Annotated in this window: 8 protein-coding genes; 7 read left to right on the top strand and 1 reads right to left on the bottom strand. The window is 53.1% G+C overall.

Annotation, left to right across the window (positions count from 1 at the left end; all coding sequences use genetic code 11):
• Positions 1-14 precede the first annotated feature (14 nt).
• Positions 15-221 (bottom strand): hypothetical protein, encoded by a 207-nt coding sequence (locus BSP75_RS21365; RefSeq protein ID WP_148140563.1) that lies wholly within the window; start codon positions 219-221, stop codon positions 15-17.
• A gap of 213 nt (positions 222-434) precedes the next feature.
• Between BSP75_RS21365 and BSP75_RS00130 the strand changes: the two genes are divergently transcribed.
• From BSP75_RS00130 to BSP75_RS21360, 7 genes are all read left to right on the top strand, one after another.
• A complete protein-coding gene (locus BSP75_RS00130; protein ID WP_075111793.1) occupies positions 435-1,364 on the top strand; it encodes a TIGR01212 family radical SAM protein in 930 nt (309 codons plus the stop codon).
• A 374-nt stretch (positions 1,365-1,738) separates the two neighbouring features.
• Positions 1,739-3,883 (top strand): type I secretion system permease/ATPase, encoded by a 2,145-nt coding sequence (locus BSP75_RS00125; protein WP_075111792.1) that lies wholly within the window; start codon positions 1,739-1,741, stop codon positions 3,881-3,883.
• Complete coding sequence (locus BSP75_RS00120) at positions 3,876-5,309, top strand: HlyD family type I secretion periplasmic adaptor subunit (RefSeq protein WP_171971568.1); 1,434 nt, start codon at positions 3,876-3,878, stop codon at positions 5,307-5,309. The genes BSP75_RS00125 and BSP75_RS00120 overlap by 8 nt, the downstream gene beginning before the upstream one ends.
• A 38-nt stretch (positions 5,310-5,347) precedes the next feature.
• Positions 5,348-6,673, top strand: coding sequence for a TolC family outer membrane protein (locus BSP75_RS00115; protein ID WP_042057685.1), 1,326 nt, complete (start codon positions 5,348-5,350; stop codon positions 6,671-6,673).
• A gap of 133 nt (positions 6,674-6,806) precedes the next feature.
• Positions 6,807-7,559, top strand: a complete 753-nt coding sequence (locus BSP75_RS00110; RefSeq protein ID WP_253186594.1) for a transglutaminase-like cysteine peptidase — start codon at positions 6,807-6,809, stop codon at positions 7,557-7,559.
• 3 nt (positions 7,560-7,562) lie between these two features.
• Positions 7,563-9,488 (top strand): LapD/MoxY N-terminal periplasmic domain-containing protein, encoded by a 1,926-nt coding sequence (locus BSP75_RS00105; protein WP_075111791.1) that lies wholly within the window; start codon positions 7,563-7,565, stop codon positions 9,486-9,488.
• Positions 9,489-9,645: 157 nt separating this feature from the next.
• Positions 9,646-11,643 (top strand): retention module-containing protein (locus BSP75_RS21360; protein WP_075111790.1); only part of this gene is annotated, 1,998 nt, incomplete at its 3' end.

Below are 11,643 nucleotides of genomic sequence, written 5' to 3'. Positions count from 1 at the left end.
TCGGATTGGAGGGATTAATTGGCTGAGGCGCTGTGGTTGTTCTGCATAAGTTTATTTTGTTGGTTAAATATATCGCCATTGAAAGGTTCAATGGTGCGCTCAGCGACGGTGGTTGAATGTAGTAATTTTACCAACCCGACGTTGCTGACAGCGGAAGGGATCACATTTTCAATATCCCATGCTTGCAATTGTGTGCTGTCGGGTCTCTTTGGATTTTTCATTGTTCAACAGTGAGTTATCGGGTCTCATTTTCATATGAACGTTTACTGTTGGAATGGTCAACGATCTGCCAGACTCCATTTTTTGCGCTTTTTCTCTATATTTATTCAAAATTGACCGGATATTTATATGTTTTGCCCCCTCCGCTAGCTTGATCCAGCTCAGCCCCTGTTTTGCGCAAGCTCGTACAATGGCGCTCCTTTAGCGGAGGTGTCATGCAGTTACACGAACTCGTCAATACATTCGGTCAGGATCTCAAGCAGCGTCACGGTCAGAAGATCCACAAACTCTCCATCCACGGTGCCTTCACCTGCCCGAACCGGGACGGCACCCTGGGCCGCGGTGGCTGCACCTTCTGCAATGTCTCCTCTTTTGCCGACGAGTCGGCCCAGCAACTCTCCGTGGTGCAACAACTGCTGGCACGTCGCGACGAAGTGACCCGTGCCAAGCGTTATCTCGCCTACTTTCAGGCCTATACCAGCACCTATGCCGAGGTCGAGTATCTGCAGCGCATGTATGAAGAGGCGCTGTCGGTGAGCGATATGGTGGGGCTCTGTGTGGGCACTCGCCCCGATTGTGTGCCGGATGCGGTGCTGGATCTGCTGGCGGGCTATCAGGCCCGGGGTTACGAGGTGTGGCTGGAGCTCGGGCTGCAAAGTGCCAATGACAAGACCCTGCAACGGATCAATCGCGGCCACGGCTATGCCGCCTATGAGGATGCGGTAAGACGTGCCCATCAGCGTGGCATCAAGGTATGCGCTCATTTGATCGTTGGCCTGCCGGGCGAAGTGCCGATGGACAGCCTCGATACCCTGCATCGCATCGTGGAGACCGGCGTTGAAGGGATCAAGCTGCATCCGCTTCATGTGGTTGAGGGCAGCACCCTCGGCAAGGCGTGGCAAGCGGGGCGGCTTGAGGTATTGACGCTGGATCAGTATGTGGAAGCGGCTGTCGCCATGATCCAGCACACGCCGCCCGAGGTGGTGTATCACCGGATCTCGGCATCGGCGCGCCGTCCGACCCTGCTGGCACCGGTCTGGTGTGAAAATCGCTGGACGGCCATGGCGGACATCGCCAAAGCACTCTCATTGAGCGGCCCGCAAGGTCACGCGCTGGGAAGACCCTTCATACTTCCTGACCTATAATTGAGTGCATAGTTATTATTTTTACAAAAAACATAGGGTTATATAAAAAAGTTCATACCGTAAACTATAGTTTTGGTACGTTTCGGTTGATATAGTGATGCGCCATAAAAAATGTCGTTATCAATTAACATCGGCGTTCACTCTGGTTAGCGTGTTAGCATGACATCAATGAAATCATGCTTTACCAATAATGAATCATGCTGCAATTGTTTCCTCGCGGGTAAATATGGGGAAGGTTGCGCTTTATCCAGACCGGTTTATCTACTGAACAGGCACCTCAGTGGGAGTGTGACTCGGTGTTGAGAGTCGCTATTGCAGGATAATATGAGTGGTTATTCCTCGCGTCGGCCTCATTTATGCAGTGACAGGATGCTATGCAAGCAGAAACAAGTCGTATTGATGAGTTATTGGAGTGTCTGGTCTTCTTGACCCGTTTTTATGGTGTGCCCAACAGCCAGGATGCCCTGACGACCGGGTTGCCGCTGGTCTCCGGACGCCTGACTACCGCACTCTTTTGCCGTGCTGCCGAGCGGGGCGGATTATCCGCCCGTGAAGTGATCCAGCCACTGGCCGATATCTCTCCCTTGCTGCTGCCTTGCGTATTGCAGATGCGCAGTGGTGGCGCCTGTATTTTGCTGGAGTGGAACGAAGATCGCAGCCAGGGCAAGGTGATCTTCCCGCAGGCCGGTGATGCCGCGCAATGGCTGACGGCTGCCCAGTTGGGTGATGAGTATCTGGGTCGCCTCTTCTATGTGAAGAAGCAGTTCAAGTTTGACGAACGCTCGCCCAAGGTGCTGGAAACCCGTGATGGCCACTGGTTCTGGAGCACCTTGTTTGAATCACGCGGCATCTATCGTGATGTATTGATCGCTTCCATTCTGATCAACCTGTTTGCCATCGCCAGCCCGCTCTTCACCATGAACGTCTATGACAAGATTGTGCCCAATCTGGCGTTTGATTCGCTCTGGGTACTGGCGGTCGGGGCCATGGTGGTCTTTACCTTCGATTTTGTGATGCGACAGCTGCGCAGTTACTTTATCGATATCGCCGGTAAAAAGTCCGATGTGCTGCTGTCGGCCAAGATTTTCGCCAAGGTAATGGGTATGCGGATGGAGTCTCGTCCCGCCTCTACCGGTGCCTTCGCCAAACATCTGCAGGAGTTTGAATCGGTGCGGGAGTTTTTCACCTCCGCGACCGTCTCGACGCTTATCGATCTTCCCTTTGCCGTCTTCTTCCTCTTTATCATCTGGATGTTTGCCGGCGTGATGGTGGTGGTGCCCATCGTGGCCATGCTGATCCTGGTCGCCTACAGCTTCTATATACAAGAGCCGCTCAAGCAGTCCATCGAAGAGGGCTCGCGCCTGGCCTCCCAGAAACACGCCAACCTGATTGAAAGTATTTCCGGGCTGGAAACCGTCAAGATCTTCGGCGCCGAGAGTATGTTCCAGCATCGCTGGGAACAGGCCGTCTCCCATATTTCCACCTGGGGCGTGCAGACCCGCCGCATTACCAACTCCATGTCATCGCTGGCCAGTTATATCCAGCAGGTGGTGACCGTCGGACTGGTGATCGTCGGTGTTTACCAGATATCCGAGGGCTTGGTCACCATGGGGGGGATGATTGCAGCAGTGATGCTCTCCAGCCGTGCCATTGCGCCAATGGTGCAGCTCTCCGTGCTGTCGACCCGCTATAACCAGGCCAAGTCTGCGTTGGATATTCTGGAAAAAATCATGCAAACCCCGGGGGAGCAGGAGGAGGGAAAGCAATATATTCATCATCCGGTGATTGCCGGGCGAATTGAATTTGAAAATGTCTCCTTCAAATATCCGGGCATGGAAACCAGCACTCTGCACAATATCAATTTGCGTATTCAGCCGGGTGAAAAGGTGGCGATTATCGGCCGGATTGGTGCAGGCAAAACGACTCTTGAGAAATTGCTGATGGGGCTGTATCGGCCGACCGATGGCTCTGTGCGCATCGATGGATTTGAACTGGATCAGCTGCCCTCGGCGGTGATCCGTCGCAATATCGGCTGTGTCCCGCAAGATGTCATCCTCTTTTTCGGATCGGTGCGAGACAACATCATGCTGGGCAATCCACTGGTGGATGATGTGCGGGTTTTGCGTGCCGCCAAGCGTGCGGGCGTCACCAACTTTACCAACCGGGATCCCAACGGGCTTGACCGCCAGATCGGCGAGGGGGGCCGCCAGCTCTCCGGTGGCCAGCGTCAGGCAATCTTGCTGGCGCGCGCCCTGCTCAATGATCCCCCCATTCTGGTGATGGATGAGCCGACCTCCAACATGGATAACCAGTCCGAGATGCAGGTGAAACAGGAGCTGGCTCGACTCGGCCCGGAAACCACCTTGATCCTCATCACTCACAAGACCTCGATGCTGGATGTGGCGTCACGGGTGATCGTCATCGAACAGGGACAGATAGTGGCAGATGGCCCCAAAGAGGCGGTGTTGCAGCAGTTGAAGGAAGGCAAGGTGCGTGTGCAGGAGGTGTCTCATGGTTAAGGGGATCATGAGCTGGTTCAAGCGTAGCAAAAAGGCGCCTTCCAGCGATGTATTGCCGGCACCCGAGCATCTGGAGTTTGTCGATGATGGTGCTGCGGCTGTACTGCTGACCACACCGACCGGTGCTCGCATCCTGCTATGGTGCTGTTTCCTCTTTTTCATGAGCGCCATCGTCTGGGCGGCCTGGGCCGAGCTTGATGAAGTCACCGTGGGTCAGGGTAAGGTGATCCCGTCCCGCCAACTGCAGGTGATCCAGAACCTGGAAGGGGGGATCGTCAAAGAGATCTTCGTCAAGGAGGGCGACATCGTCGAAAAGGGGCAGCCACTGCTGCGCATCGATGACACCCGTTTCCGCTCCGATTTTCGCGAGCGTGAGCAGGAGGTGGTCACCCTGAAAGGGGATGTGGCCCGTCTGCGCGCCGAGATGGCCAGTGTCGAGGTGAAAAATGAGCCTGCGCTGGGATGGCGTGAACAGGTGGTCGTGGGAGAGGCACCTATCCAGTTTCCCGATGGTTATGAAACCGTCTTTGCCGAATATGCCAACCGTGAGCGCTCGGTACAGCGGGATCGTCTGAATAACCTGAAGAACCAGCTTTATATTCTTGGTCAGCAAATCGAGCAGAAAGAGCAGGAACTGATCGAACTGAATGCCAAAATCCGCACCGTGAACCGCAGTGTGGATCTGGCCAAACAAGAGCTCAATATCAGCCGTCCGCTGGCAAAAGAAGGTATAGTGCCTCAAGTGGAGCTAATCAAGCTGGAGCGTCAGGTCAACGAGATGCAGGGGGAGCTGGAGAGCAACCGCCTGCTTATTCCAAAACTCAATTCGGTGTTGCGTGAGACCATCTCCAAGCGCAACGATATTGCGCTGAAGTTCAGGGCAGACTCCCAGACCGAACTGAATGAGAAGCAGGGGCGGCTTGGCCAGTTGTCAGAGGGGCAGGTCGGCTTGCGAGACCGGGTGGATCGCACCAGCGTGATCGCACCGCTTAAAGGCACCATCAAAAAGCTCAAGATCAACACCCTGGGCGGCGTGGTTCAGCCCGGCATGGATTTGATGGAGATCGTGCCGCTGGAGGATACCTTGCTGGTGGAGGCCAAAGTATCACCGAAAGATATTGCCTTCCTGCGTCCAGGGCTGGAGGCCATCGTCAAAATTACTGCCTATGACTTTACAATCTATGGAGGATTGCATGGCAAGGTTGAACAGATAAGTGCGGACTCGATCCAGGATGAGGAGGGGAACTCCTTTTATCTGGTTCGGGTGCGTACCGAGAAGAGTTACTTGGGCGATGAGCTTAACGCACTTCCCATCATCCCCGGTATGTTAGCCAGTGCTGATATCATTACTGGTAAAAAAAGTGTCCTAGACTATTTGCTGAAACCCATATTAAGGGCAAGGCAGTCGGCACTGAGAGAACGATAAGCCAACAATCTAAAAAACAAAACATGACTGGAGATAACATGAAAAAAACGATTGTTGCCATGCTGGTCAGTGGCATCACCCTGATCCCCGGCCTGGGTCAGGCTCAGACTCTGGAAGAGTCGGTGGCACAGACACTCGCAACGCATCCCAAGATCAAGGAAGCGTTTGATCTTTATCAGGCACGCCTCTATCAGCATGATGGAGCAAAGGGTGGCTATTATCCTACGATCGATCTGCGTGGTGGCGTAGGCTATGAAAAAACTGACAGCCCTTCTACCCGGGCTGCCAGCGCCAACAGCAATATTGATGACTCCATGACTCGTAAAGAGGCAGGACTGAGTTTACGGCAAATGTTGTTTGATGGCTTTGATGTCAGCAACAACGTGTCCAGAACAGAAGCTGAAGCCAATGCCCAGCGTCTGGCGATGATCTCCGAGGCAGAGAACACCGCGCTGAGGGTGGCGGAGGTGTATCTCAATATGCTGCGCCAGCAGGAGATCCTGGAGCTATCCAAACAGAACCTGGAAACCCACGAACAGATCCGTAGCGACATCAGCAAGAGGACTGATTCGGGGCTGGGTTCTACCGCAGACCAGACCCAGATCGATGGTCGTGTTGCCCGAGCCTATTCAAATCAGGCTGCTGCCGAGAACAACTATCGCGACGCAGAGAGTGAATTTATTCGTGTCGTCAACGAGGTTCCCAAAGATCTGGTACAGCCGGTTCCCAATACCGAGCTTATCCCGACCAGCCTCGATACTGCCCTGAAAACGGCGACCGAAGTCCATCCGACCCTGCTCTCCTCCCTGCAGGATATCGAAGCGGCCAAGTATCAGCATGAAGGCGCCAAGTCCGGTTTCTACCCCAATGTGACATTTGAGGTAGATCAGAACTGGAATGAGGATATCGATGCGGTCAAAGGGCGTAACGATGACCTGACCGCCATGGTACGGATGCGTTACAACCTGTTCCGTGGCGGTTCTGATGTGGCAGAGAGCAATGCAACATCGGCGCTCTACTCTCAGGCGAAAGACATTCATCTGAATGCGTTCCGCCAGGTGGAGGAAGGTACTCGTCTGGCCTGGAACGCGAAAGAGTCGCTGGCCAAGCAAAAAACCTTCCTGAAAGAGCATGTTGACGCCAGCTACGATACCGTACAGGCATACAAGAAGCAGTTTGGCTTGGGTCAACGGACGTTGCTGGACGTATTGAACACCGAGAACGAATTGTTCGAGGCGCGTCGCAGCTACATCACTGCCGAGTATGATGCACTGCTGGCGGACTATCGCATTCTTAACGCGACAGGCAGCCTGCTCAATGCATTTAGCGTCAAACAACCCGCTGAATGGCAGGCCAAGCAATAACCGTTTGCCCATGATCCCGCCGGGATGATGGACGCCATCATGGTGACTGCTGCTGGCAGTTACCATGATGGCTAAAGCAGGTGGTTGCACGGGTTTGAGGAGTGCAGCAGCAATAATGCAGCAGGAATATGATGTGACACTCCAGCGCGGGATCGGTGGCAGATGGTGTTATCTCCTCAATGAATGGAGATACCTAGCCCTACGTACTCTGCGTCACTCTCTATGGATCCTGCTGTTACCCTTCTCACTGTTGCTCTGTGCCAGTCAGCCTTTGCCACAAGAAGATCTCAACTTGATCAAGCGGGCGGAGCAGACTTACGGCGCCAGAGCCGGCAAGCGTGTCACCAGTTGGCGTATGCTGGTCATGGAGACGAAGGGCAGAGCCCTGAGCGAAGAAAAAAAGCTCGAACGGGTAAATAATTTTTTCAATCGGATGCGTTTTATTGACGATATCAAGTTGTGGCGCAAGAAAGATTATTGGGCAACCCCGTTGGAGTTTTTGGGGGCAGCCGGGGGAGACTGTGAAGACTTCAGTATTGCCAAATATTCAACTTTGCTTGAATTGGGTATCCCGGATGAAAAAATGAGGATGGTGTACGTCAAGGCGCTCGATTATAACCAGTTTCATATGGTTGTTGCCTATTACGAGACGCCTTCATCAGTCCCGGTGATCCTGGACAATCTTATCGGTTCTATCCGTCCGGCAAGCCAACGTCGGGATCTGGTACCTATTTATAGCTTTAACGGTAGTCACTTGTGGTTGATGAAGGCGCGTGGCCAAGGGGAACTGGCTGGTCAATCATCTCGCTTGGGATTATGGAATGATTTACGCAATCGCATGACATCGGGGCGATTGGCTCGGCCTGTGGTGAATTTGGATGATTAACCTATGACGCTCTATCGACAGTTATTAGCCACCATGCTGCTGCTGTTTGGATTGTTATTTGCGGCCACATACTGGGTGCAATTCAATTCAACCCGCACTTATCTGGCGCAGCAACAGGAAACAACGGTCATCAATACGGCAACCTCACTGGGGCTTGCGCTCACCCCCTATCTGGAGAATGGTGACAAGGTAGGTGCCGAGTCGGTGATCCAGGCCATCTTTGATGGCGGCTATTATCGACTGGTTCGCCTCGATCTGCTGGCATCAAAGGATGTTATCGAGCAGGAAAATACCAACACCATTCAGGGTGTGCCGCAGTGGTTTATCAATTTGGGGCTGTTTCCCGAGGTATCCAACGAGTCAATTTTGACTTCTGGCTGGCTGCAGCTTGGAAAATTAAAAGTGGTTGGCCATCCGGGCCAGGCTTATTACGAGTTGTGGCGCGGAATGAGCGAACTGGCGAGCTGGTTTCTGGTCGGTTTTTTGATCACCACGATTTTGTTGATGAGAGCACTTAATTACTTGCTCAAGCCACTCAAACAGATCTGTGAACAGGCAGTCGAGATTGAGCTGCACCATTTTGGTCATACGATACCGGAGCCTAACACTCATGAATTGAAGCAGGTCGTTCAGGCGATCAATACCCTCTCAGGCAAGTTGGCGTTGCAGTTCAAAGAGCAAGCCGATGAGGCCGAAAAATTGCGTGAACGGGTTTATGTCGACGCTGTGTCTGGCCTTGGCAACCGCGCCTATTTTGTAGGGCAGGTTAACGCATGGATAGCGGAAGCTGGCCAAGGTGGTGTCATGCTGGTTGCGGTTGATATGCTGGACGATATCTATCGTGATGAAGGCTTTGCGGCCAGAGACAACATGGTCAAATCGATCGCACAGGCCTTGAAAGAGCAATTAAAAGGGTGGGACGGCGCAGCCTTGGCACGGATCTCCGCGACGGAATATGCGCTGCTTTGTCCAACTGATGATCTCAATCAACTAAAAGAATTGGCTGAAGTGATTAATAGCCGCATCGCCGATTTGGTGGTGAATCCAATGGGCGAAGGCGATGCGCTTTCCGTCATCGGCATTGCCGGTCGTGATGGTAATGATGATCTCTCAGCCTTGTTGACCAAGGCCGATAATGCGCTTGGCAAGGCGCGCAATGAACGCCGCGGTGCTGTTGTGATGGAAGGGGGCACCGAACAAGGTTTGATGGGGCGTTTGGCCTGGCGAGATCTGGTACAAGATGCCATCTCACGGCAACTCTGGCGTTTCAAAGCCCAGCCAGCTTGCCGATTCGATAATGGCGCCAGGTTGCATGCCGAGCTGTTTGCCTCTATCTCCCGTGATGGCACAGACTATTTTGCCGGCCAGTTCTTGCCCGCAATTGAACAGTTCAAACTGGGTGGCGAGTTTGACCAGGCGGTTCTCGATGCCTGCGTTCCTTTATTGCAAAAGCAGTCTGATCTGGTGCTTGCGATCAACATCACTGCTGGCTCGCTCTGTTCGGATGAATTTTTAACCTGGCTGACTCGCTATCTGACCGATCATGCCGAGTTGAAAGAGCGGTTGCTATTTGAAATACCTGAAGTCGCCATCATGAAGCATAAAGATAACGTCGCTGCGTTGGTGGGCACTTTGCAGACACATGGCTTCCAGTGGGGGGTTGACCACTATGGTCGTCACTTCCAGTCGCTGGGTTATCTGGAGGAGTTGTCGCCAGCTTATGTCAAGGTCGACCATGGTTATACCAGCCAGGTTATGGAGCCGGGAGCTGACACCTCATTCCTGGCCGCAGTGTGCCGAGCTGCGCACAATGCGGGTGTGACCACCATTGCGACCCGTGTCGAAGATCAACATCAAGTCGAGTTGCTCTCCAAGTTGCATATCGATGGTTATCAGGGATTTGTTCACCCCGCCTTTCCGTTGTCTTGAATAAGACGCCATAAAATGGCCCCGAATGGGGTCATTTTTATATCTATCTATTCTCTTTTCTCCATCTTTATATAATCAAAGTACACGTAGTGCTGAATGGGGCTGCCTATAGAGCTCTGATTTATATTGAAAAAACTGAACTCTTCGATTTTTTTCCGTGTACCTGTTCGATGCAGATCGAAATGCATACATTTTTGCAACGGAACAGAACGCTATCTCCTTCTACCGTATAGACATCAAGATCTGTCACGTTGGAGCAATGGATATGCGTACCCAAATTATCGACAAGTCCGTGGTTGTCTCAGCCATCGAAGGGAATGTGGAGATTGTGTTGGCTGATGGAAGCAGCCGCCCTCTACAGAAAGGGGAAATCCTCCAACCCGGAGCCAAGTTGACCATAGCGGATGATGCCAAGCTGGCACTTTCCCCTTATGACGATACACCTGCACAGAATTCACCTTCGGGTTCCGAGTCGGTTGAACCTGGTCAACCGCAAGGAGCTTCGCCCACCGAAGGCGCCCCTGCCGATATTGCAGCATTGCAGCAATCGATTTTGCAAGGTGTGGATCCTACTCAGAATTTTGAGGCTTCTGCAGCTGGTGGTGCTCCTGCTGCCGGTGGTGGTGGCGGTATTGGAGGCGTAGCCGGAGCGAGTGGTAATGGTGGCTTTGTCACTATCGATCGAACTGGTGATGCCACGATAGCGGCTGCAGGGTTTGATACCACCTACGATACGGCGGCTGTCATCAATGAAAATCAGGCCGAAGATTTAATTCTTGAGAATCAGCTTGATGATTTGGGTGAAACCGTCGTGACTCTCGAAGACTCTCAGGTCAGCGGGAATCTGCTCGAAAATAGCACCAATCCTGACGGACCAGCTGATGCCTCTATCGTTTCATATGACTGGGGTATCAACATCGGTGTGCCTGCTGGAGTTGCTGCCACTATTACTGGTGTGGGCACGCTGATCATCAATCCGGATGGGAGTTATACCTTTACGCCAGCGCCTAACTATGATGGTGCCGTTCCCCCAGTGAATTATCAAGTGACTGATGGCCAGGACACAGTGACATCGACACTCGTTATCTCCATCACTCCAGTCGATGAAGAGGTGGGTCTTGGAGGGCTTGCTCTGGAGGGGGGCGAGGTGCTGGTCAGTGATGCTAATCTGGCTGATGGATCCACTCCTGATACTACAGCGTTGACCCAAGGTGGCGCGTTTACCTTCAATGCACCGGACGGCGTTCAGACACTGGTAGTCGGTGCGATCCAGTTGATCAGCAACGGCACCGTTGTTGCGCTGCCTTTATCTATAGAAACGCCGCTGGGCAATGCATTGCAAATTACCGCAATCACCTACGATCCCGCCACAGGTAACGGCAGTGTCTCCTACAGCTATACCCTTCTTGATAACGAGACCCATCAACAGCCCGCGTTTGACCTGCAATTAGGTGAGAGCCTCACGGTGACCTTGACCGATGATGACGGTGATACAACCAGCGCAACGCTGGATATCGTTATTCAGGATGATGTGCCCACCCAAAGTGTGAGCGTGGCCGAAGAGGCCAATGTTGGCGGACTGTCAGTCAGTCTGGACGAGACGGTTGGCGAAGGGGATATCTACAATGGAAGCGATGTGGATGATGGCTACGTCAGTGACGATGTGACTGATGCATTGGCCCAAGCCACAACGGCGATTGAAGGCGGACTGCAGTCACTTTTTACCAGCAGCGGCAGTTACGGGGCTGACGGCGAAGGCAGCACCACCGGTAGCTTCAGCTTTGTCGGGATTGGTGAGGCGGGGGTAGCAACCAACCTGTCGGCCACCGATGGTGGTGCGATTACCCTAAACGCAGTGAGCGCGACCGAGTTGCAAGGGATAGATAGCGACGGCAATGTAGTGTTCAGCATCAAGATTGTGGTGGTGGATGGGGTATCCCAACTGCAGACCACCCAGTTTGAGGCATTGTCTCACGGTAACACCGATCTGTTTGATGAATCACTACCACTGCTGCTCAGTGGGCAGAACAGTCTTGGCCTGCAATACAGTGTCACCCGGGTGGATGGAGATGGCGACAGCATCACCCGTTCAGCGACCGTGGATCTGATCAGTCGTAGCACAGATGAAGAAGAAGTGGTCAGCCAGAGCAGTGTG

This window comes from Aeromonas sp. YN13HZO-058 (assembly GCF_001921245.1).
Taxonomy (GTDB): domain Bacteria; phylum Pseudomonadota; class Gammaproteobacteria; order Enterobacterales; family Aeromonadaceae; genus Aeromonas; species Aeromonas allosaccharophila.
This window is presented reverse-complemented; position numbering and strand designations above follow the sequence as displayed.

What these genes read in the sequence shown, in the direction of transcription:
- BSP75_RS00115 (WP_042057685.1), top strand. Translation starts at nt 5,348, where the DNA reads ATGAAAAAAACGATTGTTGCCATGCTGGTCAGTGGCATCACCCTGATC.
- BSP75_RS00125 (WP_075111792.1), top strand. Translation starts at nt 1,739, where the DNA reads ATGCAAGCAGAAACAAGTCGTATTGATGAGTTATTGGAGTGTCTGGTC.
- BSP75_RS00130 (WP_075111793.1), top strand. Translation starts at nt 435, where the DNA reads ATGCAGTTACACGAACTCGTCAATACATTCGGTCAGGATCTCAAGCAG.
- BSP75_RS00105 (WP_075111791.1), top strand. Translation starts at nt 7,563, where the DNA reads ATGACGCTCTATCGACAGTTATTAGCCACCATGCTGCTGCTGTTTGGA.
- BSP75_RS21365 (WP_148140563.1), bottom strand. Translation starts at nt 221, where the DNA reads ATGAAAAATCCAAAGAGACCCGACAGCACACAATTGCAAGCATGGGAT.
- BSP75_RS00120 (WP_171971568.1), top strand. Translation starts at nt 3,876, where the DNA reads ATGGTTAAGGGGATCATGAGCTGGTTCAAGCGTAGCAAAAAGGCGCCT.